Genomic DNA, 21023 nt, shown 5'->3' with positions numbered 1-21023 from the left:
ACCACCCCCTACGGCATCTTGTCCCCCAGCAACGCCAGATTCTCAATGGCGGCCAGCCCGTACAGCGCCGTGTCGTTCGTCGACACCCACGCCGCCTCACTACCCGGCACCAATGCGTCAGGCCCGCTCAGTTTCTCCGTCCTCCAGGGCGCCGACTCCTTGTACCCGTCGGAGTTGTAGAACTTCTCCCACGCCCGCTTGGCCAGTTTCTCGTCCCCGGTCTGCACGGCGGCGTACGCGTCGAGGCGCGAGTGCCCCTGGAAGAGCAGCAGTGAACCGAAGTTGGAGCCGTAACGCGCCGCCTGCTCGGCCTTGGTGGCGTTGAAGTAGCGGCAGTAGTCGAAGTACGCCTCGTTGAACTTCGGCATGTCGACGAGGTCGATGAGCTCGGCACACAGTTCGTTGAGCCCGAACACGGCGGACAGGTGGGAGACACCCACCACCGGCGTCGCGGCGACCGCGAACCTCCCCGTGTCGAGGTCGTACAGCCCCGTGCCCTGCACGAACCCGTTCGGCTGGGCGGCGATGGTCTCCATCGTCGACAGTACCCGCGCCTTGGCCTTCTCCCACTTCGGGCCCTTGCGCTCCCACTCCGTCAGCCAGGCCGACACGAGCCCGCTCCAGTCCGTGCCGAAGCCGATCGACAGCGCGTGCCGGTCGGGGGTGTACGGCTCGGTGCGGATCTTGCGGATGGGGTCGAGGACCAGGAACGTCTCGTCGGAGTCGACGTTGGCGTGCATGAGGTCGCCGACCCGCTCGTCCGCCGTGAGGAAGTAGTAGTAGCGGCGATACGTGGTGTTGGCGATCCGCTGCTGCTTGGCGCTGTCGGCGTAGTGCTGCACGCCGTGCCGGGTGCCGAGGCCGGCCCATTCGCCGAGGTGGTAGACGTCGACCTCACCGGTGTGCCGGGTCATCGCCTCGGCGAACCGGAAGATGTCCGCACGGCCGGAGCGCAGATACGCGAACCAGAGCCAGAGGTCCGGCGAGAGCTCGGAGTTGTCCCAGGCGTAGCCGCCGATGTCGTACCGCCACTGGTGCCTGACGGTGTCGTAGGTGTGCATGATGTCGCCGTAGTCCCAGAAGCCGTACCAACGGCGCTGCTCCACCTGGTCCTTGTAGTAGGTGAAGAGGAAGTCCAGGTGGTCCTCGATCTTCGCCTTGGCCGGCGTGGAGCGGTCGGGCTCGGAGTACAGGCCCGGGCCGAAGACCTTGGCCTTGATGAGCTGCTGGGGCGGGGCGGCGAGCTGCGGCAGCACCCGTACGGCCTCGACCTGCTGGGCCAGGGCTTGCGGTGAGGGCGTGGACTCGTTGGCCCAGAACAACAGCTCCGACGTACGGGCGATGCCGTACGGCGTGCCGAACTCCGGCTCGTAGTCCTCGTAGGTGATGTTGAGTCCTTCGAGCTGCTCGGGGTAGGTGTCCTGGCCCATGCCGTCGTGGTAGAAGCGCAGGTCCATGGGCTGCGCCTCGGGCGACCAGAGCCACATGGTGACCTCGGCCGCGTCGGTGTGGGCGTCGCGGATGTCGAGCTGGGCGGGGAACTTCTCCCAGAAGTCCCGCAGCCCGAAGGAGAGTCCGCCGCTGACGCCACCGACGTATCCGAAACCGGAGGCCCGCTTGCCGCCGCCGGCGCCGATCCAGCCGTAGCCCTTCTTCGTCCGCTTGCGCAGGGTGAAGCCGTCGGCGGAGAGCTGGGAGAGGGTGTAGTCGCCCCACTCGGGGATGTACTGGAGCCGGGTGGTGACCCGCTGGTCCCACGTGGACGGATCGGGCAGCTTCTCCCCCGCGAACTGCGCGGCCTGTACGGCGGCCCCCGGGTCGCGGCGCAGTCCGGTGATGCCCTTGACGGCCTCGCGGAGCAGTCCGGTGCCGTCGCCGCCGATGCGGATGTGGCGGTCGTAGGACTGGTCCCGCATCGGCACGGTGAAGCGCACGCCGATGCCGCGGATGAAGTCGCCGCCGGCCTTGCCGGGCTCCTGGGTGCCGTCGTAGGTGATGGTGTGCACCATGCGGAAGGAGTCGGCGCCCGCGTAGAAGTAGAGGCGGATGGAGAAGGGGAGCCGGCTGCGGCTGCCCTTGCGGTGCTTGCCGTCGATGCGGACGACCGCGCGGACGGGGCCCTCCTGCTCGACCTCGACCTTCGAGATGGCCCCTTCGAAGCGCTCGGTCCTGACCGCGCCCTGGTCCTCGTCCTCGATCTCGGGCTGGCGGATCAGCACCAGGCGGCCGTTCCTGGCGATCTCCGTGGAGCCACGGGTGACCGACTTGACGAGGGTGGCGCCGGACTTGCCGATCTTCGCCGTGATGACGCCGGTCGAGACGTCGATCGTCCCACCGCTCTTGTCGACGGTGACCTTCTTCTCCGGTACGGCGGCGGCGCCGGCGGCGAGGGTGAGCTTGCCGTTGCCCGAACTCACCGCGTGGGCCGTCCACTTGAGGGAGCCGTCGGGCCAGTAGGCGAGCGGCCAGGTCTGCACGGGCACGGACTTGCCGTCGGCGTCCGTGAGCGCGAAGGTCTGGTCCTCCTGGTACGCGCCCTTCGGCCAGGGCACGCCGACGGTGGAGCCGGGCGCGGCGCCCAGGCCGCCGTCCTCCAGCCAGTCCAGGGTCACGGGACCTTCGTCGGCCCCGGCGGCTCTGGGGGCGGCCTGCGCGTCCTTGGCTCCTGGCGCCCAGCTGAACTGCGCGGCGGCTCCGGCGACGGCGGCCGCCTTGAGGATGGACCTACGGGGGATGGGAGACATGAGAAGTCCAGCCTTTCCTTCCGTACGGGGGATGCGAGGGGTGGATAGTCAGGGGCATGACAGCGAGAGGTGCGGCGCCCCGGGCGCCGACCTGGTGCGAGGGCACCGCGCGTCAGCGGTGCCGGTGGCGCTCCTCCACGGCGACGGCGGCCGCCGCGACGGCCCCCAGGACGGGGACCGCAAGCGGCGGGACGAACCAGGCGGACAGGGCCACGACGGCCAGTCCGCAGACGACCAGGAAGGACCCGGCGGGATCGAGCACGGTCCGCCGCCCGGCGTCCGCGAGCAGGGCCCGCCAGGCCGCGCCCGGCGTCCAGACGGCAGCCGCCCGCAGCAGGGCGACGGTCGCGGCGATGAGCGCGAAGACGCCGACGGCTCCGACGAGCGGCCCCCCGGGAATCCCGGCCCGCGCGGCCATGACGTCCACCCGGACCGCGACGGCGACAGCCCACCCGGCGAGCCCGACGACCCACCCGCCGCGCACGGCCGCCCGGAAGTCCGCGCCGAACTCCCGCAGGCCGCCGCCCTCGTGGGCGATACGGCGCCGCAGATGCCGCGCGCCGGCCGCGAAGGCCGCGGGGTAGGTGACGACCCCGAGACAGGCCACGGCGATCCACACGCCGGTGAGCAGGGCCTCGGCGAAGACCGCGAAGCGCTCGCCGAACACGGGCTCCTTGCGCCGGGACTCCTTGCGCGGTGCGCGGGCCTTCACGCGTGCTTGCGCCATGGTGACCGCCTCAGCCCCTTCACTTCAGTCCGGACGTCGCCATACCGTCGATGAGATAGCGCTGGAAGGCCATGAAGAAGGCGATGACCGGCACCAGCGCCACCAGCGACATCGCGATCATGCTGCCGTAGTTGGAGATGCCCTCCTGGTCGCGGAACATCATCAGGCCGAGCGAGACGGTGTACTTCTCGGGGGTGTTCAGGTAGATCAGCGGCCCCATGAAGTCGTTCCAGGCGTTGATGAAGGTGAAGATCGCGCTGGTGATGAGCGCGGGCCGGCTCAGCGGCAGCACGATCGACCAGTAGGTGCGCAGATGCCCGCAGCCGTCGAGCTTGGCGGCCTCGTCCAGCTCACGCGGCAGTCCCCGCATGAACTGCACCATCAGGAACACGAAGAAGGCTTCCGTGGCCAGGAACTTTCCGGCGACCAGCGGCACCAGGGTGTCGGTGAGTTCGAGGTTGCGGAAGAGCACGTACTGCGGAATGAGCAGCACGTGGTAAGGCAGCAGCAGCGTGCCGATCATCAGCGTGAAGAGCAGGTTCCGCCCGGCGAACCGGATCTTGGCGAAGGCGTACGCGGTCAGCGAGCTGGAGAGGACGACACCGGCCACGGCGAGGCAGGCGTACATCAGTGAGTTCCAGAAGAAGCTGCTGATGGAGATGCCGGAGATGCCGTCGGCGAGTCCGGAGAAGTTCGCCCAGACCGGCCTGGTGGGCAGCAGGTCGAGGCTGGCGATGATGTCCTTGCTCGGCTTGAACGAGGCGCCGACCACCCAGATCACGGGATAGAGGACGACCGCGAGGACGGCGAGCGCACCCACGTGCCAGGCGATCGAGCCGAAGCGCCGCCGCTCGTTCGCGGTGCGCAGGGCAGGGCTGGGGGCGGTGGTCACTTGGCGGCCTCCTCGTAGTGCACCCACTTCTTCTGCGACCAGAACAGGACCGCTGTGACGAGCGCCACCGCGATCACCAGCGTCCAGGCCATCGCGGAGGCGAAGCCCATCTGGGCCTCCTTGAAGCCCTTCTGGTAGAGGTAACAGGTGTAGACGAGCGTGGCGTCGGCGGGCCCGCAGCGGGTGTCGGAGACGACATAGGCGGAGCCGAACACCTGGAACGCGTGGATGGACTCCAGCAGCACGTTGAAGAACAGCACCGGGGAGATCATCGGCAGCGTGATGTTCCAGAACCGCCTGAGCGGACCGGCCCCGTCCACCTCGGCGGCCTCGTACAGCTCCTGCGGGACCTGCTTGAGGCCGGCCAGGAAGATGACCATGGGCGCGCCGAACTGCCAGATGCTGAGGGCCACCAGGGCGTAGATGACGTAGTCCGGGTTGCCGATCCAGCCGCCCACGTCGAGTCCGAAGATCTTCTGCCCCCGGTCCACGATCGCGTCGTCCGAGAACAGCGCCCGCCACACGAAGCCGACGGAGACGCTGGCACCGATGAGCGAGGGCATGTAGAACGCGGCCCGGTACAGGCCCTGTCCGCGCCGCTTCTGGGCGAGCAGCAGCGCGACGCCGAGCGCGAGCAGCAGCTTCAGGGGCGTGGCCACGACGACGTACTTCAGCGTGACCTCGACCGACTTCTGCCAGCGCGGGTCCTGGAACATCGTCGTGAAGTTGTCCAGCCCCACCCACTGGGGCGGGGTGAAGAGGTTGTAGCTGGTGAACGCGTAGTACAGCGACGCGATCATCGGCCCCGCCGTGAGCAGCAGGAACCCCGCGATCCACGGCGACATGAAGAGATAGCCGGCGAGGTTCTCGCGGCGCCGCCCGCGCCGCCCGGCGGCGGGAGCGGCGGACCGCTTCCCGGCCGGGCGCGCGGGCGCTTCCTTGACGAGCGTCATGGTGGTACGTCCCCTCAGCCCGCGAACGCGGCCTTGGCCTCGCTGAACAGTGCCTTGGCGGCGTCGGCCGGCTTGGTCTTGCCCTGGGCGACCTCGCCGCCGAGGCGCAGGAAGGCCGCCTCGATGACGTCGGCGCCGGACGGATGCGGGGTGATCTTGCCGAGGACGCCGGCCTTGGCGACCTCTTCCTCGTACGCCTTGACACCCTTGTTGTTGTCGTCGGCGGGCGTGAACGCCTCGTACTGTTCGGTGGTGGCGAGGATGCCGCGGTCGTAGCCCATGGTCTTGCCGACCTCGGGGTCGTGGACCATGAAGTCGATGAACTGCGCGACCTCCTTGGGGTGCTTGGTCCCGGTGAAGGCGCTCAGCATCAGCGACCCGAGGTACTGGCCGGTGTTCTTGCCGTCCGTGGTGGGGATCGGCGCGAGGCCGTAGTCCGACTCGCCCTCGCCCTCGTAGCGGATGGAGAAGTTGTCCCAGGTGAATTCGGACGCGGCGAGGCCCGCCGAGAGACCGGACTTCGGCTTGACCTGCTCGATCTTCTTCGGGTCGGCGACCAGCCCGGACCGCACGCGCTTGTAGCCGTCCTCCCACCACTGCGTCAGATCGTCCTCGGTGAAGCCGAGATCGGTGTCCGTGAAGAAGGCCTTGCCGTTCTGACGCAGATAGAGGTCGTAGAGGTACATGATGCCGAAGTAGCCGGTGTCACCGGAGATCTTCAGCTTGTCCTGGATCGTCTGGAGCGCGTCGAAGTACTCGTCCCAGGTCCAGCCCATCTTCGCCTCGACGCCTGCCTTCTCGAAGGCCTTGCGGTCGATGACCAGCGCCATGGTGTTGGCGCCGACGGGTACGCCGAGCTGCTTGCCGTCGGCCTGACCGGCCGACAGAACCCCGTTGCGGAAGTTGTCCAGGCTCAGATTGCCCGCGTCCGCCTGCGTCTTGAGATCCATCAGCACACCGCGCTTGTCGTACTTGCGCAGGAAGCCGACCGCATTCTGGAAAACGTCCGGCGGATTACCGCCGGAGGCCTGGGTCTGGAACTTCTCCCAGAACGCCTCGTAGTCCGTGAATTCAGGCTTGATCTTGATCTTCGGGTACTTCTTCTCGAAGAGCTCGATCGTCTTCTTGATGGCGATGGTGCGCGGCTCGCCACCCCACCACGCGTAACGGAGCGTCACCGTTCCGTCGCCGGAACCGCTGTCGCCGCCGCACGCGGTGGTCGCACCCAGACCGACCACGGCCGCGGAGGCCCCCGCCGCCTTCAGGATCGTACGCCTCTCAACATTCCTGCTGGTTCCCATGGTTGGGCCCCCTCCCCGCAGCGTCATCGCCGACTGCATGAATCGTTTCAAGTAAGCGCTTGCTGGCACAAGCTACGAGGGGCCTCGTGGTGCGTCAATGATTCGGACAGGAATTTCTTGTGGGCTCGCGCGGCGAGTTGACGGCCCGTCGGGAACGGTTCGGGCGCCGGATCGCCCAACTCCGCAGGTAGGGCGGGCGGGGTCGGCCGGCCGAACGCAAACCGGCCCTCCGTGCAGGGAAATTGGTCGGCCGGAAGTCGCCCGGAAGTCTCCTGCCTGAGGGTGGGCGTCAGGCGTCACAGGTTGGACCGGGCGAACATGTCCGGGCCGGTGCGGAGCGGCCCTCACCGACGCGACCCGGCGCCAGTCGGCACTGACTGGCACTCGCCGGCGCGACCCGGCACTTGGCCGACGCTCACGGACACGGGTGCGGCCCTCGCCGATGCTCGCTGAACACCCGGCACCGGCCGCCGCCGACCGGCCGGGACTGACCCGCCGGTGCGCGCGAACGCCGACGGCCCGTCCGCTCTCGCAGACGGGCCGTCGTATCCGGGTGGGCGATACTGGGTTCGAACCAGTGACCTCTTCGGTGTGAACGAAGCGCTCTCCCACTGAGCTAATCGCCCGGACGCAGGAAGAACATTACCCCATGTCAGGGGGTGCGGGTGACCAGCACGAACCCGCACCGGACGACCTCCGCACCCCCGTGGCGGATCACTTGTCCCTGATCACTGGTCCTTGATCTTCCAGGGCATGACTATGCCGAACTTCCACACGTAGAAACCGACGAGCGCGCCCACGATCACGAGGCCGATCGTCGTCAGGATGATGTTGCGGCGGCGCACCTTCGGGTCGAGGGCCCGCTGGGCCGCCTCGGTGACCTTGCGCTTGGTCCAGCGCAGCACGAGCTGGGCCCAGACGAACTCGGTCGCCCAGATCGCCATGCCGCCGAAGATCACGACCCAGCCGGGGCCGGGCAGCGGCAGCATGATGATGCCGGCGACCACGACCGCAAGGCCGATGACGAAGACGCCCACCTGCCAGCTGACATGCAGTACACGGCGTGCCTTGATGAACTCCGGCGCTCTCGAACCGAGGCCCTGCTCGCTGTCGCCCTTCACACCGTCCACTTCGATCTGTCCCGTCGCCACGGCAACTTCGCCCGGCTCGTTACTCCCCGTATTCATACGGCCAAACCCTACCGGACAGAAACCAGTCACCGGAATGGGCGTACCTCGCGAACTGGTTCTCGGCCGGAAGAGTTACGTAAACACACGCAAAACACTCAGAGGGGTTTACAACGGCACCGTAGGTGGCATGTCGATTTCGCCGACGTGCGAATCCCCGAGCGCACACTGAGCGAAAGGCCCTGGCGCTTATGAACACCACGGTCAGCTGCGAGCTGCACCTGCGCCTCGTTGTGTCGAGCGAGTCCTCCCTGCCTGTCCCCGCAGGCCTGCGGTACGACACGGCCGACCCCTACGCCGTGCACGCCACCTTCCACACCGGAGCAGAAGAGACCGTCGAGTGGGTGTTCGCCCGCGACCTCCTCGCGGAGGGCCTCCACCGGCCCACCGGAACCGGCGACGTCCGCGTCTGGCCGTCGCGCAGCCACGGCCAGGGCGTCGTCTGCATCGCCCTGAGCTCTCCGGAGGGCGAGGCGCTGCTTGAGGCCCCTGCACGGGCTCTGGAGTCCTTCCTGAAGCGAACGGATGCCGCCGTGCCTCCCGGTACGGAGCATCGGCATTTCGATCTCGATCAGGAGCTCTCGCACATCCTGGCGGAAAGCTAGGGCGAGGCGTCCCCTCAAGGCCGCCCGGCGCCGTCGACTCGGGGAGACGGCTCGGGCCAAGACAACCGCATACGGCACACATCACGCCGCCTCCGCTCCATGGAGGCGGCGTCGGTGTGCCTGTGGCCCGTGGGGGCAGTGGTGTGAGGGTGACGGTGAGTAGTGACCGGCCCAACTGCGACGGGAACCGTCGCGGCCTCCCCCGCGTTGTATTCGAAGCCACGTGCGGGCTCGGCCGATGTCCGGGCACCGCGAGCCACTACCATCGGCCAGCATCGGCGGGCGCCCCGCCCGACCCCAGGCCAGGGAGCGAAACGTGCTGATCACCCATGACACCCGGTGTGCACTCGATGCCGTGGTGGACCTGGTGAACACCTCGCCGGAGGGCGACGACACGCCGGACGGACTGCCGGATGTCGCGGCTCTCGCCGATTTCGTACGAAAGCACGAGATCAGTGATGTCGGTGTGCTGTCGGAGTTCGATCTGTCGGCGGTGCGCAAGGTACGCGGGCGGTTCGCCGCCATCTTCGCCGAACCCGAGGCGCGCAGGGCGGCCGCATTGATCAACGAGCTGGTCGCCGCCGCGGGCACCACGCCCCGGCTGACGGACCACGACGGCTACGACTGGCATGTGCACTACTTCGCGCCCGGCGCCTCCGTCGCCGACCATCTGGCGGCCGACTGCGGCATGGCGCTGGCGTTCTTCGTGGTCGCCGGGGAGCAGGAGCGGCTGCGGCGCTGCGAGGCGCCGGACTGCCGGCACGCCTTCGTGGATCTCTCCCGCAATCGTTCGCGGCGCTACTGCGACAGCCGTACCTGCGGAAACCGTCTGCATGTGGCCGCCTACCGGGCGCGACGCAAGGAAGCGGCCGGCTGACACTTCGGGTGTGTCGACGCGGACCCCGGCGGGTGGCGCCGGGGACCGCGGGTACGGCTCAGAGCAACAGCAGATCGTGCAGCGCAGCCATGAGCAGCAGACACCCGATCACCGCAAGGAAGATCATCAGCGGTGGCTGGGAAAGGGCGAAAAGGCACCCGCGAGGCTCGTCCTGAGCCGGCGCGGCCTCGCTCTGTGTCGTGTCCAGCATCTCGCGCCGATGATGGCGCAGTTGCCCCTGGTGGCGCGATCAACACGCCCGGAATGAGCGGGAGTTCGCTGGATTCCGTGATGTCCGGTTCGAGTCGTGATCGCTTACGGCCGGGCGGCGACCCACTGTGTCGTTTCAGCCCTGCGCGCGGCCGTCATATGCCGTGCTTCTTGAGGATCGCCTCGATGTCGCTGAAGTCGTCCGACGCCCCGGCCCGGGGGGCGGTCGCGGGCTTGGCGGACTGCCCAGAGCCCGCGCCCAGCGAAGGGGCCGAGGCCGACGGGGCCACCGCCTCGCGCTGCGCGGCGGACCGGGCCTCCTTGCGCTCCTTGCGGGTGCCGCCGCGCCGCCGCTCCACCGCACGGGTGCTCGCGAACAGCAGCCAGGACACGCCGAGGACTACGAAGCCGGCCCAGGCGGTCGGGCTGAAGGCGGTGTCCGCCAGCCAGTCGACGACACCGGTCATCACCAGCCCGAGGGGCACCAGCGAATACGCGGCGATGCGCGTCGCCGCGAGGAAACGCTTGCGGTACGCCGTGACCGCCGCGATGCCCAGGCCGGCCGCGGCGACGGCGGAACAGACGGTCTCGGCAATCATCCGGTCCTCCAGGGCAGGCTGGGTCGGGCAGGGCACTTTCGTCCCTTCCATCCTGCACCGTGGCAAGCCCGCCCGGCCATGCCTGCGTCCGACATCAGGGACATCTCCGGGTCGCCTCCTCCGCAGGTGCCGGTCGAGGGCGTACGACCAGGTCGGATTGGGTCGCCCGGGCCGCTGCTGGGAGACTGGGGCCATGAGCGACTCCTCCCCCGCCCGTCCCGCCGCCCCCGTCCTCGACATCTGGTGCGAGCTCCAGTGCCCCGACTGCCGCGGCGCCCTGGACGACCTCCGTGCCCTGCGTGCCCGTTATGGCGACCGGCTGGAGCTTCGACTGCGGCACTTCCCGCTGGAGAAGCACAAGCACGCCTTCGCCGCCGCGCAGGCCGCAGAGGAGGCCGCGGAGCAGGGACAGGGCTGGCCGTACGTCGAGGCCGTGCTGGGCCGGGTCGAGGAGCTGGACCGTAGGGGAGAACCCTTCCTGGTCGAGATGGCCCGGGAACTCGGCCTGGACGCCGAGGAGTTCGACACCGCGCTGATCGACGGCCGGCACATCCTGATCGTCGACGCCGACCAGGCCGAGGGCAAGGCGATCGGCGTGACCGGCACGCCGACGTATGTGATCGGCGGCGAGCGCCTCGACGGCGGCAAGAGCCAGGAGGGGCTGCGCGAGCGCATCGAGGAGATCGCCGACCGGCTGCTGGCCGAGCAGGGCGCCTGACCCTCGGCCGGAGCCTTCGCGCGCGATCCTCGCCCGCCGGACGGCTACAGCAGCGTCTTGTACAGGCCGTACTGCCGCGTCTGGTAACCGAGCGACTCGTAGAGCCGCTCGGCGGGGGCTTTGCCCGCGAAGACGTTGAGGCCGATGGTCCGGTACCCCGCGCCGATCGCCTGGGCCTCGGCCAGCAGCATCAGTGTGCGGCCGTGTCCCTTGCCGCGGTGGGCCGCGTCGGCCTCGACGTCGTAGACGTAGGCTCCGCCGTCGCGCTCCGCCACCCACAGGGTGCCCACCGGGACGCCCTCGTGCTCGAGGACGCTCAGGAACACGTTCGGCGTGCGCAGGCCGTCCGGCAGCAGTACCGCGTGGTCGCGCTCGGACCTGGCCCGGGCCTCGGCCTCCGGAACCCCGCGATCGGCCCAGCTACGGAGGTAACCCTCGTGGCTCTCGGCCAGCCAGGCCCCGTACTCGGCCTCCGTCATGGGTCGCGCCCGGCTGCCCGGCGGCAGCTCGGGCGGCGTGTCGCCGAGCACCTTGGCCATGCGGCGGTTGCGGACGACGTAGCCGAGCGCCGCGGCGAGGCGCAGCGCCGGTCCGGCGTCGCCGGGGAGGGTCGTCTCGATGCGCCGGCAGCCCCAGCCGCGCGCCACCTCCTCCGCGGCGAGGGCGGCCACCGTGCCGCGGCCGCGGCGCCGGTCCGGTTCCTCGATCCGCAGCTCCGTTATCCGGGCCACCGTGGCACCGAAGACGGGATGCGTACCGAGGCGGAGGGCGCCCACGGGACGGCCGTTCACACACACCTGATAGTGGCGCGAACGGGTCCCGTCCTCGTTGTGCTGAAGCGGCTCGGTCGGCCGCAGGGTCGTGGTCATCAGGGGTGTTCTACCCACCACACCAACCCACGGCAGCCCATTTTTCCGCTCCTACGGATCCAGGTCGTCCCCGGCCCGCTCCTCGAAGACCTGCATTGCCTTGGCGGTCACCGGGCCCGGCGCGCCCGGGAGTTCGCGGTCGTCGACCCGGTGCACGGCCTGCACGTCCCGCAGGGTGGAGGTGAGGAAGACCTCGTCGGCCCGCCCGAGGACGTCCAGCGGCAGGTCGGTCTCCTTGGCGCCGGTCCACTCGACCGCCAACGCGCGCGTGATGCCCGCGAGGCAGCCCGAGGCGACCGGTGGGGTGTGGATCTCGCCGTCCAGGACGACGAAGACATTGGATCCGGTGCCCTCGCAGAGCTGCCCGACGGTGTTACCGAACAGAGCCTCGGAAGCGCCGTGTTGGTGGGCGCGGGAGAGAGCGACGACGTTCTCGGCGTACGAGGTCGTCTTCAGACCGGTCAGCGCGCCGCGCTCGTTGCGGGTCCAGGGCACGGTGATCACGGCGGTGGAGTCGGGGCGCCGGGTGGTCTCGCCGAGGGCGACGACGAGGGTCGGGCCGTGCTCGCCGCGGTCGGAGCCGAGGGGTCCGTGGCCGCCGGTGTAGGTGATCCGCAGCCGGCCGAGCGGCATCGGATTGACCTCCAGGACGGCGGCGCAGGCGCGGCGTACCTCGTCGTGGTCGGGCTCGGGCAGAGCGAGCCCGCGCGCCGAACGCGTCAGCCGGTCGAGGTGCCGGGTCAGCGCGAACGGACGGCCGTCCACCGCCTTCACCGTCTCGAAGATGCCGTCGCCCACGGTCAGCCCGTGGTCGAAGACGGAGACACGGGCGGACTCGATGTCCTGGAGCCCGCCGTCGAGCCAGATCTTCACGTCAGTCCCTCTCCACTCACCTCGTACGCCCCCGACGCTACCGCGAGCAGCCGGGCCGCCTTCAGCTCGGTCTCCCGCCACTCCCCCTCGGGATCCGACCCCCAGGTGATCCCGGCGCCGGTGCCGAACCGCAACACACCCTCGCCCCGGTCGATCCAGAAGGTACGTATCCCGACGGCCAGCTCACCGGCACCCCGGTCGGCGTCGACCCACCCGATGCCACCGCAGTACGGCCCGCGCGGCGCCGTCTCCAGCGCCTCGAGGATCCGCAGCGCACTCGACTTGGGCGCGCCGGTGACCGAACCGGGCGGGAAGGCGGCGCCGAGCAGCTCGGACCAGCCGGCACCCTCGCGCAGCTCACCGCGCACGGTGGACACCAGATGCACCAGCCCCGGATGCTTCTCCACGGCACACAGATCCGGGACGGTCACGGACCCGGTGGCGCAGACGCGGCCGATGTCGTTCCGCACCAGGTCGACGATCATCACGTTCTCGGCATAGTCCTTCTCCAGCAGGTCCGCCTCGGTGCGCCCGGTGCCCTTGATCGGCCCCGACTCGACGACCCGCCCGTCCCGCCGCAGGAAGAGCTCGGGAGACGCGGTCGCGATCTCCAGGCCGTGCTCCGGCAGCCGGATCGTTCCTGCGTAGGGCGCCGGGTTGCCGCGGGCCAACAGGGCCGTCAGGGCGTCCACGTCGGCGTCCGCCCCGATCGGCGCGGTCAGCACCCGGCACAGGTTGGCCTGATAGACCTCGCCGGCCGCGATGTACTCGCGGATGCGCCGGACCCCCGCCGTGTACGCGACGCGATCGAGCGAGGACGTCCAGTCACCGGCCGCCGGACCGACCCACCGGCCCGGCACCGGCGCAGGCACCGGCTCATCCCTGACGTCCCGGAAGCGGGCGCAGGTCAGACCGCCCTCGAAGTCGGCGCAGACGGCCCAGAAACCGTGGGAGTCCAGGGCGGCGGGATCGCTGGTGACATCGAGGAGACCGGTGGCTACGCGGTCGCCGAAGCGGGCGAGAGGAGGGAGGTCGAGCACGCAGTCGAGTCTATGGCGGGTGACCTGCGGGTGACCTGGCCATGTCCCTACCGGAGGGCTCGGGCAGGTCCCTGAGCAGGTGCAGCGCAGCACGCTGCACAAACGCGTTTTTGTACTGGCCCCGGAATCCGCTAGAGTTCAACACGTCGCCGGGCCGCGGGAGCGGAACGAAACGACAGGCGGACGTAGCTCAGTTGGTAGAGCGCAACCTTGCCAAGGTTGAGGTCGCGAGTTCGAACCTCGTCGTCCGCTCGAAGGAACAAGGGGATCTTCCCGAACCCCTGCACTCCTGGTGGAGTGGCCGAGAGGCGAGGCAACGGCCTGCAAAGCCGTCTACACGGGTTCAAATCCCGTCTCCACCTCCAAGGACGATTAGCTCAGCGGGAGAGCGCTTCCCTGACACGGAAGAGGTCACTGGTTCAATCCCAGTATCGTCCACTGGATCTTCGACAGATCATCGAAGGTCTGGCCCGCGCGATTAGCTCAGCGGGAGAGCGCTTCCCTGACACGGAAGAGGTCACTGGTTCAATCCCAGTATCGCGCACGCAGCCCCTCTCATGGGGTGGCTGACCTGGACGATTAGCTCAGCGGGAGAGCGCTTCCCTGACACGGAAGAGGTCACTGGTTCAATCCCAGTATCGTCCACGCACCGAAGCCCCCGGTCCTGTGACCGGGGGCTTCGTCGTGGTGCGGCTCAGCTGGAGAAGAGCATGTGGCCGAAGCTCTTGTGACGCTTGTGGCCGTAGTGACCGCCGTGGTGCCCGCCGTGCGGGGCGCCCCAGGCCGGCGCCTGCGGGGCGGCCGGGTAGGCCTGCGGCGCGGCCGGAGGGGGCGGGGCCGGCTGGGACCACTGGGACTCCAGGCGGGTCAGCGACTCCAGCTCGCCGTAGTCGAGAAAAATCCCGCGGCAGCCGCTGCACTGCTCTATCTGGACGCCGTTGCGGTTGTACGTGTGCATCGGGGCTCGGCACTTCGGACACTGCATGCTCGGCTCAACTCCTCGCCGGTCGGTCCTGCTTCATGTGTCGCCAGGACAGACTCTGTCCGGCTGCGGTCGGTTGCACACTACTTTGCGTATCCCTGGGTCAACTCAGGAGGGACGGCGGCCATTCGGTCACATGCGTCCACGAGGGCCTGCTCGACCTCGTCCAGGAGACGGCCCTCCACCTGGGCCTTGGCGATCGCCCGGGCGGCGGTCTGCACGGTGAGGGCACGGGCCGGGACGTCCAGCGCGGGCCAGGGGTCGCCGTCAGCAGGGACGGCCGGTCCCTCGGCGGCGCGGTAGGCGGCGAGGAAACGATGCCATTCCTCGGGCGACAGCAGCCCACAGGCGTACCAGGCGGCCGGCCGTCCGAGATCCCAGGCCGGGACGCCCACGCCGAGGTCATCGACGTCGATGAGCAGCCAGGGGCCGTCCGGGGCCGGGTGACGGACGAGTTGACCGAGGTGGAGGTCGCCGTGGCAGAGGGTGCTGGTGTCGGGCTGCGGGGCCTCGGCACGGGCCCAGTCGGGCAGGGTGTCCCAGGCGCGGAGAACGGCAGCGGTGCCCGGACCGGTGGCCCCCGTCGCCCGGAGGCGGGACACGGCGAGGGCGGCCTTGGCGGGGCCGCGCATAGGGGGCACCGCAACGGGAGCCGGCGTTCGGTGAAGCCGGGCGAGAAGCGTCGCCGCCGCCTCCCAGGGGGCCGCATCCGGATCTTCGGGATCCACGGGAGTGCCGTACGGCCAGAAGGTCACCAGCCGGCCGTGCAGGTCGACGGGTTGCGGGCTGAGCGGGGCGAGGAGCAGGTCGGGCAGGTGGGCGGCAGTGATGAGACGGGGCGTGAGATCAGCGAGGGCGAGGCCCTGGGCGTGCGCCTTGGCGACGGTGCCGGCATGACGAACGACGGTGGCGTCGGCCCGGTCGGCGAGCGTGACGGTTGCTCCGCAAGAACAGGCGGACGTACGTGAGTGAGCCTCGACCTTGGCTCGTACGGCCAGGTCGGGAAGGAGCGGGTTCGAGGTCACGGGCGTCCTTGGATGCGGGGGAATCTGGGCCGAGGGTACGCGGACTCGGAGAGCGGTCCGCTTGGGCGTACGGCCGGAGCAGCCGGGATCTGGGGTACCCGGCGTCGGCGTGCACCGGGGTGGGGTGGGTCGCACAGCCCGGCGCTGACGGGGCACCGCCCGCGCCCACCCGTGCCGCCCCAGCGGCACGACTGCCCGCGGCTGGGGCGCCCGGCCCCGACCCAGGACGAACCCGTAGCGCAACGCGCGCCCCACCAAAAAGAGGCCGCGCTGGCCGCCGCAAGCATTCCGGCTCAACCGTCAGAGGGAACCCGCAAAAAACCGCGCAGGCCGCCGCAGGCATCCCGGCTGAACCGCCGGAGGCAAAATGCAATGCCGGCGCAGCTCCCCAGCTGCGCCGGCATTTGTGCCGTCCGCCGCACCCCCGTCCCCACGGGGTTTCATGGGTGGATGTCCCCGCCCGGACCGCTCTTCCGGGCCTGGGGTCGCCGCTCAGCGCCCCAGCATCACGCCCACGGACGACGCTTGTGTGGCCACTGTCTCCCAGCCGTCGAAGACGAGGAGGAGCAGGGCCGCCAGGGGAAGGGCCATGAGCGTCGCCACCAGCGGGTGGCGGCGGCCCTGGCGGCGGGACCGCAGCAGCGTGCGCCCCTGGGTGCGGATCAGTGTCCGCGGTGCCGTCTGGGCCATGGTCCCTCTCCTGACCTGTGTCGGTTGTCGTTGGCAGCGGCGGGTGTCTGACCTCGGGGGACGAGTGCTGCCACCCGCCGCTTGACCTCAAATCTAGGCGTCCGGCGCTCCCCGCACGTCATGCCCTCGTACCGATTGGCGGGCCTCCCGGAGGATGAGCCATGACCTGCGGAGTACTCCCCTGGGTGGAGACGAGGACCTAGGTCTCGGGGTCTTCCCGGAGGGGACGCCCGCTCTGCCCCGCTTTCTCCGAGCTGTCCTCACGCGGCACCGGCTGCTCGACGAGCGCCAGGACCCGGGTCGCCATGAAGCGGGCCGTACGCACGACCGAACCGCTTCTGGTGACTTCGCTCACTTCCACGACACCTCGGCGCACCGCCGTCTCCACCCGGCGGCCCGCCCTGCTCGCCACCACCTCGTACGTGCGCGTCGTGTCTCCCGCATCCACGACTATCTCCACGCGATCACCCTTCACGGGCTCAATCCCCCTTCTGTGATGGGTGGTTGGGGGACAAAGCACACCGAAGTAGCCCTGCTCGCCCGCCCCCTGACCACCCTTCAAGTCTCCCACCCACCACTGACAATCCATCGCCCCGAGAGGGCGCGGCCTCTGCGCACGGCGGCCCGTGGAAACGTAAGCTGTGGCTCGTCACACGGACCGGGCAGCGGGGATGAACATGGCGATGATGCGCCTGAGGCGCGAGGACCCGCGCGTCGTCGGCTCGTTCAGGCTTCACAGACGGCTCGGCGCGGGCGGTATGGGCGTCGTCTACCTGGGCTCCGACAAGAAGGGGCAACGGGTCGCGCTCAAGGTGATCCGGCCCGACCTGGCGGAGGATCAGGAGTTCCGCTCGCGGTTCGCGCGTGAGGTCTCGGCGGCCCGGCGGATTCGCGGGGGCTGTACGGCACGGCTGGTGGCCGCGGATCTGGAGGCGGAGCGCCCCTGGTTCGCCACGCAGTACGTGCCCGGCCCGTCCCTGCACGACAAGGTCGCCGACGAGGGGCCGCTCGGCGCGGCGGAGGTCGCCGCCGTGGGGGCCGCCCTGTCGGAGGGGCTGGTCGCCGTCCACGAGGCCGGCGTCGTTCACCGGGATCTCAAGCCCTCCAACATTCTGCTGTCCCCCAAGGGCCCGCGGATCATCGACTTCGGCATCGCCTGGGCGACCGGGGCCTCGACCCTCACGCACGTCGGTACGGCCGTCGGCTCCCCCGGCTTCCTAGCCCCGGAGCAGGTGCGCGGCGCCGCCGTCACCCCGGCCACGGACGTCTTCTCGCTCGGCGCCACGCTGGCCTACGCGTCGATGGGTGACTCTCCCTTCGGACACGGCAGTTCCGAGGTGATGCTGTACCGCGTCGTGCACGAGGAGGCGCAGCTCCAGGGCGTACCGGACGCGCTGGCTCCGCTGGTGCGGGCCTGTCTGGCGAAGGACCCGGAGGAACGGCCCAGCACGCTTCAGCTGTCGCTGCGTCTCAAGGAGATCGCGGCCCGGGAGGCGCAGGGGCTGGGGGACGTACGACCGCCCGCGCCGCGTTCCGCGGAGGCAGACCGTCTGACCGGGCGGCTCGCCGACACCTACCCGGAGCCGCAGCGCGCCCAGCGCCGTCCGCAGGGCACTCCCCCGCCGCGCGGCGCCGCACCCCCGCGTGGCCACGGCGCGTCCCGAGGACCGGGTCCCGCGCGCGACGGGATCCCTCCGGCGAGGGGCGCCAGCGCCACGAACAGCGGTCCGGCCGCCTCCCGGTCCGGGACCCGGTCGACGCCCGCCTCACGCAACAGTCCGCGTGGGGGCAACGGCGGCAGGCCGGCGCAGCGCAACGGTGCGGGGCGTCCGGCACCGCGGAACACGAGCACGGGTCGCCGCCCCGCCAACCCGCAGTTGCTGCGGCAGCGGCTGTTCGTGTTCGTCGTAGTGACGCTGCTCGTGGCGCTGGGCATCGCGGCGGCGCAGGGCTGTCAGGGGCCGCAGCGCGGTCTCGGCAGTGACGGAGACGTCGTACGACCGCAGCACGAGCAGGTGGATCCGGGCTCCGAGCCGTACGAGTCGACGTTCGAGATCTCCGAGTAGGCGGCTGCCGGGGCGCACGGTCGTCAGAGGCCGGGCAGGATCCGTTCGAAAAACTCGCGGTCGCCCTCGAAGACCGGGTCCAGGGACAGGAACTCCTCCGGGGTGACCCAGCGGGCCTCGCCGACCTCGTCGGGGTCGGGGACGACGTCGCCGGTGTCGGCGTTCGCCGTCCACCAGTGGAGGCGGAAGCTGCCGTCGTCCGTCTCGGACTCCCAGACCTTCGCCAGGGGGACGACGGTGAGGCCGACCTCCTCGCGGACCTCCCGGACGACTGCCTCCGGCTGGGTCTCCCCCGGCTCGATCTTGCCGCTGAGGGGTTGCCAGTAGCCGGGGCGCGCGACGGCGGGGCCGCGACGGACGGCGAGCAGACGGCCCGCGCGGAGCAGGACCGCGACGATCGCCTCGCGCTGCGCCATCGCCGTACGGGCTAGATGTGGGGGCGGCCGGTGGCCACCGCGTAGAAGGCGACCGCGGCAGCGGCACCGACGTTGAGGGAGTCGACGCCGTGGGCCATCGGGATGCGGACCCATTCGTCGGCGGCCACCAGGGCCTGGGTGGTCAGGCCGTCGCCCTCGGCGCCGAGCATCAGGGCGACCCGGTCCATCCGGTGCGGGGCGGCCTCGTCGAGGGTCTTGGCCTTCTCGTCGGGAGTGAGCGCGAGGAGCGTGAAACCGGCCTCGCGGACCGACTCCAGGCCCTTGGGCCAGGTGTCCAGACGGGCGTAGGGCACGGAGAAGACGGCGCCCATGGAGACCTTGACACTGCGGCGGTACAGGGGGTCGGCGCAGTCCGGGGAGAGCAGGACCGCGTCCATGCCGAGGGCCGCGGCCGAGCGGAAGATGGCGCCGATGTTGGTGTGGTCGTTGACCGACTCCATGACGACCACCCGGCGCGCGGACCGCAGCAGTTCGGTCGCCGTCGGGAGTGGCTTGCGCTGCATGGAGGCGAGCGCGCCGCGGTGTACGTGGTAGCCGGTGACCTGCTCGGCGAGGTCCGGGCTGACCGCGTACACCGGGGCCGGGAGCTCGTCTATGACGTCGCGCATGACGTCGACCCACTTGGCGGAGAGCAGCATCGAGCGCATCTCGTAGCCGGCTTCCTTGGCCCGTCTGATGACCTTCTCGCCCTCGGCGATGAACAGGCCCTCGGCCGGTTCGCGCTTGCGGCGCAGTTCGACGTCGGTCAGGCCCGTGTAGTCGCGCAGGCGCGGGTCGGTCGGGTCATCGACGGTGATGAGATCGGCCACAGGGTGATACTGCCTTGTCCTGGGTGCGGTGCCAACGGTTGGAACGGGTTGTGTTACCCGCGGTTACGCGGAGGGGGTCGGTCCTACGTTCACGACCTCGCCGATGACGATGACCGCCGGCGGCTTCACCTCGTGGGCGAGCACCGCCTCGCCTGCCGTCGCGAGGGTCGCGTCCACCCGGCGCTGGGCGGCCGTGGTGCCCTCCTGGACCAGGGCGACGGGCGTGTCCGGGGACTTGCCGTGGGCGATGAGGGTCTCGGCGACCTTCCTGATGGTGGCGACGCCCATGAGGATGACCAGGGTGCCGGTCAGCCTGGCGAGGGACGGCCAGTCGACCAGGGAGCGCTCGTCGTCCGGGGCGATGTGGCCGCTGACCACGGTGAACTCGTGGGCGACACCCCGGTGGGTGACTGGGATCCCGGCGGCGCCCGGGACCGAGATGGAGCTGGAGATGCCGGGCACGACCGTGCACGCGATGCCCGCCTCGGCCAGCGCCTGGACCTCCTCCATGCCGCGCCCGTAGACGAAGGGGTCGCCGCCCTTGAGGCGGACGACCGACTTGCCCTGCTTGGCATGCTCGATCAGCGCGTTGTTGATGGCCTCCTGGGCCATGAACCGGCCGTAGGGCAGCTTCGCCGCGTCGATCACCTCGACGTTCGGGGGAAGCTCCGCGAGCAGGTCGCGCGGGCCCAGGTGATCGGCGATGACCACGTCGGCCGCGGCGAGCAGGCGGCGGCCGCGCACGGTGATCAGGTCCGGGTCGCCGGGGCCGCCGCCGACCAGCGCTACTCCCGGCGTACGGGTGCGGTGGTGCGGGGCGACGAGGGTGCCGTCGCGCAGGCCCTCGACGACGGCGTCGCGGATCGCGGCGGTGTGGCGGGGGTCGCGGCCCTTGGCGTCGGTGGTGAGGACGGCGACCGTGACGCCCTCGCTGTGGCCCGTCGCCGGGGTCCAGGCGGTGGCCTCGTCGGCGTCGTCGGAGCGGACGCACCACACGCGGTTGCGCTCGGCCTCGGCGGAGGCACGGGTGTTCGCGTCGTGGTCGCTGGTGGCGATGAGGGCGTACCAGACGTCGGTGAGGTCGCCGTCCGCGTAGGGGCGCCGCTCCCAGGTGAGCTCTCCGGCGTCCACCATGGCTTCGACCGACGGGGTCACCTCGGGCGAGACGAGCGTGATGTCGGCGCCCGCTGCGATGAGTGCCGGAAGACGGCGCTGGGCGACCTCGCCGCCACCGAGGACGACGACTCGGCGGCCGGTGAGACGGAGGCCCACGGGGTAGGCGGGGTGTTCGGCCATGAGGGTGCGGCTCCTCGTGCTGGCGGTGCGATGGGTGCTACGGCGCTGGAGCAGCCCTGACGTGCGGATTTTAAACGTGGGCTCAGCGTACGGCGGGGCCGGGGGACGCGTAGGAACGCATAC

General features: G+C 70.3%; 22 protein-coding genes and 6 tRNA genes. 9 read left to right on the top strand and 19 right to left on the bottom strand.

The features are described from left to right. Positions 1 to 8 precede the first annotated feature (8 nt). The 7 genes from KUM44_RS39230 to KUM44_RS39200 form a co-directional block, all read right to left on the bottom strand. Complete coding sequence (locus KUM44_RS39230; protein ID WP_217214533.1) at positions 9 to 2744, bottom strand: Tat pathway signal sequence domain protein; 2736 nt, start codon at positions 2742 to 2744, stop codon at positions 9 to 11. A gap of 112 nt (positions 2745 to 2856) precedes the next feature. Next, positions 2857 to 3471: a hypothetical protein gene (locus KUM44_RS39225; protein ID WP_217214532.1), complete on the bottom strand. Its 615-nt coding sequence runs from the start codon at positions 3469 to 3471 to the stop codon at positions 2857 to 2859. A 19-nt stretch (positions 3472 to 3490) separates the two neighbouring features. Then, positions 3491 to 4363: a carbohydrate ABC transporter permease gene (locus KUM44_RS39220; RefSeq protein WP_217214531.1), complete on the bottom strand. Its 873-nt coding sequence runs from the start codon at positions 4361 to 4363 to the stop codon at positions 3491 to 3493. Beyond that, complete coding sequence (locus KUM44_RS39215; RefSeq protein ID WP_217214530.1) at positions 4360 to 5316, bottom strand: carbohydrate ABC transporter permease; 957 nt, start codon at positions 5314 to 5316, stop codon at positions 4360 to 4362. The genes KUM44_RS39220 and KUM44_RS39215 overlap by 4 nt, the downstream gene beginning before the upstream one ends. Positions 5317 to 5330: 14 nt before the next feature. Beyond that, positions 5331 to 6617, bottom strand: coding sequence for an ABC transporter substrate-binding protein (locus KUM44_RS39210; protein WP_217214529.1), 1287 nt, complete (start codon positions 6615 to 6617; stop codon positions 5331 to 5333). A 554-nt stretch (positions 6618 to 7171) separates the two neighbouring features. Further along, positions 7172 to 7243: transfer RNA gene (locus tag KUM44_RS39205), tRNA-Val, on the bottom strand. Positions 7244 to 7345: 102 nt separating this feature from the next. Further along, a complete protein-coding gene (locus KUM44_RS39200) occupies positions 7346 to 7804 on the bottom strand; it encodes a TIGR02611 family protein (protein WP_217214528.1) in 459 nt (152 codons plus the stop codon). Positions 7805 to 7995: 191 nt separating this feature from the next. Here KUM44_RS39200 and KUM44_RS39195 point away from each other — a divergent pair, with 191 nt between their 5' ends. Then, positions 7996 to 8409, top strand: coding sequence for an SsgA family sporulation/cell division regulator (locus tag KUM44_RS39195; RefSeq protein WP_004002642.1), 414 nt, complete (start codon positions 7996 to 7998; stop codon positions 8407 to 8409). Positions 8410 to 8725: 316 nt separating this feature from the next. Next, entirely contained in the window at positions 8726 to 9286 is a 561-nt protein-coding gene (locus tag KUM44_RS39190) for a CGNR zinc finger domain-containing protein (RefSeq protein WP_217214527.1), read from the top strand. A gap of 58 nt (positions 9287 to 9344) precedes the next feature. Here KUM44_RS39190 and KUM44_RS39185 read toward each other — a convergent pair whose 3' ends face one another. Beyond that, positions 9345 to 9497 carry a hypothetical protein gene (locus KUM44_RS39185; RefSeq protein WP_167366237.1) on the bottom strand — a complete coding sequence of 51 codons (153 nt, stop codon included), beginning with the start codon at positions 9495 to 9497 and terminating at the stop codon, positions 9345 to 9347. Positions 9498 to 9651: 154 nt separating this feature from the next. Continuing rightward, positions 9652 to 10095 carry a hypothetical protein gene (locus KUM44_RS39180; protein WP_217214526.1) on the bottom strand — a complete coding sequence of 148 codons (444 nt, stop codon included), beginning with the start codon at positions 10093 to 10095 and terminating at the stop codon, positions 9652 to 9654. 193 nt (positions 10096 to 10288) lie between these two features. Here KUM44_RS39180 and KUM44_RS39175 point away from each other — a divergent pair, with 193 nt between their 5' ends. Continuing rightward, entirely contained in the window at positions 10289 to 10813 is a 525-nt protein-coding gene (locus tag KUM44_RS39175) for a DsbA family protein (protein ID WP_217214525.1), read from the top strand. 44 nt (positions 10814 to 10857) lie between these two features. On the opposite strand, the gene KUM44_RS39170 is transcribed toward KUM44_RS39175, so the two are convergent. Genes KUM44_RS39170 through KUM44_RS39160 form a run of 3 tightly spaced genes read right to left on the bottom strand, consistent with a single transcriptional unit; the run spans position 10858 to position 13595 of the window. Continuing rightward, entirely contained in the window at positions 10858 to 11682 is an 825-nt protein-coding gene (locus KUM44_RS39170) for a GNAT family N-acetyltransferase (protein ID WP_217214524.1), read from the bottom strand. Positions 11683 to 11733: 51 nt separating this feature from the next. Further along, the gene (locus KUM44_RS39165; protein WP_217214523.1) at positions 11734 to 12555 is read right to left on the bottom strand and encodes an aminotransferase class IV; all 822 of its coding nucleotides are present in this window, start codon (positions 12553 to 12555) and stop codon (positions 11734 to 11736) included. Further along, on the bottom strand, positions 12552 to 13595 hold the full coding sequence (locus KUM44_RS39160) for a chorismate-binding protein (RefSeq protein ID WP_217214522.1): 1044 nt from the start codon (positions 13593 to 13595) through the stop codon (positions 12552 to 12554). The genes KUM44_RS39165 and KUM44_RS39160 overlap by 4 nt, the downstream gene beginning before the upstream one ends. 179 nt (positions 13596 to 13774) lie before the next feature. Here KUM44_RS39160 and KUM44_RS39155 point away from each other — a divergent pair. The 5 genes from KUM44_RS39155 (at position 13775) to KUM44_RS39135 (ending at position 14240) form a co-directional block, all read left to right on the top strand. Continuing rightward, positions 13775 to 13847 (top strand) — tRNA-Gly (locus tag KUM44_RS39155). Between the two features lie 39 nt (positions 13848 to 13886). Further along, positions 13887 to 13960 (top strand) — tRNA-Cys (locus KUM44_RS39150). 1 nt (position 13961) lies between these two features. Continuing rightward, positions 13962 to 14033: transfer RNA gene (locus KUM44_RS39145), tRNA-Val, on the top strand. A 34-nt stretch (positions 14034 to 14067) separates the two neighbouring features. Continuing rightward, a tRNA-Val gene (locus KUM44_RS39140) sits at positions 14068 to 14139 on the top strand. 29 nt (positions 14140 to 14168) lie between these two features. Beyond that, positions 14169 to 14240, top strand: a tRNA-Val gene (locus KUM44_RS39135). A gap of 49 nt (positions 14241 to 14289) precedes the next feature. Here the strand turns inward: KUM44_RS39135 and KUM44_RS39130 are convergent. From KUM44_RS39130 to KUM44_RS39115, 4 genes are all read right to left on the bottom strand, one after another. Continuing rightward, positions 14290 to 14580, bottom strand: a complete 291-nt coding sequence (locus KUM44_RS39130; protein WP_078916175.1) for a zf-TFIIB domain-containing protein — start codon at positions 14578 to 14580, stop codon at positions 14290 to 14292. An 80-nt stretch (positions 14581 to 14660) separates the two neighbouring features. Further along, on the bottom strand, positions 14661 to 15602 hold the full coding sequence (locus KUM44_RS39125; RefSeq protein WP_217214521.1) for a phosphotransferase family protein: 942 nt from the start codon (positions 15600 to 15602) through the stop codon (positions 14661 to 14663). Positions 15603 to 16094: 492 nt separating this feature from the next. Then, complete coding sequence (locus KUM44_RS39120) at positions 16095 to 16292, bottom strand: hypothetical protein (protein ID WP_217214520.1); 198 nt, start codon at positions 16290 to 16292, stop codon at positions 16095 to 16097. A gap of 199 nt (positions 16293 to 16491) precedes the next feature. After that, positions 16492 to 16767 carry a hypothetical protein gene (locus KUM44_RS39115; RefSeq protein ID WP_217214519.1) on the bottom strand — a complete coding sequence of 92 codons (276 nt, stop codon included), beginning with the start codon at positions 16765 to 16767 and terminating at the stop codon, positions 16492 to 16494. Between the two features lie 196 nt (positions 16768 to 16963). On the opposite strand from KUM44_RS39115, the gene KUM44_RS39110 reads away from it, so the two are divergent. Next, complete coding sequence (locus tag KUM44_RS39110; protein ID WP_217214585.1) at positions 16964 to 18358, top strand: serine/threonine-protein kinase; 1395 nt, start codon at positions 16964 to 16966, stop codon at positions 18356 to 18358. Between the two features lie 23 nt (positions 18359 to 18381). On the opposite strand, the gene KUM44_RS39105 is transcribed toward KUM44_RS39110, so the two are convergent. From KUM44_RS39105 to cobA, 3 genes are all read right to left on the bottom strand, one after another. Continuing rightward, a complete protein-coding gene (locus KUM44_RS39105; RefSeq protein WP_217214518.1) occupies positions 18382 to 18774 on the bottom strand; it encodes an NUDIX domain-containing protein in 393 nt (130 codons plus the stop codon). Between the two features lie 11 nt (positions 18775 to 18785). Further along, positions 18786 to 19604: an RNA methyltransferase gene (locus tag KUM44_RS39100; RefSeq protein WP_217214517.1), complete on the bottom strand. Its 819-nt coding sequence runs from the start codon at positions 19602 to 19604 to the stop codon at positions 18786 to 18788. A gap of 63 nt (positions 19605 to 19667) precedes the next feature. Continuing rightward, complete coding sequence (gene cobA, locus KUM44_RS39095) at positions 19668 to 20900, bottom strand: uroporphyrinogen-III C-methyltransferase (protein ID WP_217214516.1); 1233 nt, start codon at positions 20898 to 20900, stop codon at positions 19668 to 19670. Between the last annotated feature and the right edge of the window lie 123 nt (positions 20901 to 21023).

Source organism: Streptomyces sp. AC550_RSS872, from assembly GCF_019049285.1.
GTDB lineage: Bacteria > Actinomycetota > Actinomycetes > Streptomycetales > Streptomycetaceae > Streptomyces.
This window is presented reverse-complemented; position numbering and strand designations above follow the sequence as displayed.